This window comes from Brevibacillus sp. NRRL NRS-603, assembly GCF_003013445.1.
Taxonomy (GTDB): Bacteria; Bacillota; Bacilli; order Brevibacillales; family Brevibacillaceae; genus Brevibacillus; species Brevibacillus formosus.
On sequence record NZ_PXZN01000180.1, the window covers coordinates 1 to 1,083 of the forward strand.

General features: G+C 47.6%; 2 protein-coding genes. Both read left to right on the forward strand.

Going from position 1 to position 1,083, the window contains the following annotated elements; genetic code table 11:
* The coding region (locus C7R94_RS29760) for an amino acid--tRNA ligase-related protein (RefSeq protein ID WP_304533976.1) at nt 1-373 on the forward strand (373 nt) is incomplete at its 5' end.
* A 123-nt stretch (nt 374-496) separates the two neighbouring features.
* Nucleotides 497-1,083: DnaD domain-containing protein (locus C7R94_RS29765; RefSeq protein WP_106786055.1), on the forward strand; the 587-nt coding region annotated here is incomplete at its 3' end.

Here is a 1,083-nt window from a genome sequence, read left to right on the forward strand (position 1 = left end):
GATTGCGGATCACTTTGACAAGCCTGTTTTCATCACTCATTATCCTACCGAAATCAAGGCTTTTTACATGAAGCCACACCCTGAACGTCCAGAAGTGGTTCTGTGCGCGGATATGATCGCACCGGAAGGCTACGGTGAAATCATCGGGGGTAGCCAGCGGATTGATGATCCAGAACTGTTGGAGAAACGTTTTGCTGATCATGAGCTTTCGGAAGAGGCTTATCGCTGGTATATGGATCTGCGCAAATATGGCACGGTTCCTCACTCCGGCTTTGGTTTGGGTCTGGAGCGTACGATTGCATGGATTTGTGGTCTGGATCATGTGCGTGAAACTATTCCATTCCCACGCATGCTGAATCGTCTCTATCCATAAGAGAGTTCCTTTATCGATGAACGATCTACACCCTGTTGCGAGAGGGCAGCAGGGTGTTCCTATTGTTTGACAGCGCGTTTTACGCACTCCCTTGTTATTCCAACCCAGAGGTGAATATGCGTTATGGACTCCCATATATTGCAATTGTTGCAAGAAGGAGCAACATCCGTCTCAAACCTTCTTTTGAAAATGTATAAGCGTATGTCATTGACTGATGACGAGATGATGCTACTGATTCATTTGCTGTCCTTTCAGCAGGAAGGGAATCGATTCCCGACCTTAACTGAGCTGGAGGAACGCATGTCCATGACGAGCAGGAGATTGATTCAATCTCTTCAAAAGCTATTAAAAGAAGATTGGATTACGATAGATGAGTTTATTGATCCACAAACTGGCATGCGTCATGAGCAATACAATTTGACCCCGCTGTACAAAAAGCTGTACCACACCTGGCGGGAGCAGCAAGCAGACCCGAGAAGCATCGACCCTTATATGGAAGTGGCCGTTTCTCTGGATGCCGAACCTGTTGCCATTTACGCTCGTTTTGAGCAGGCATTTGGCCGCCCGCTAGCGCCGTTTGAATTGGAGAACATCCATATGTGGACCGAACAGGACGGCTATCAGGAAGAATTGATTTTGACTGCTTTGCGTGAGGCTGCAACCGTCGGCAAGCTCCACATCCGCTATATCGACAGAATCTTGCTCGAATG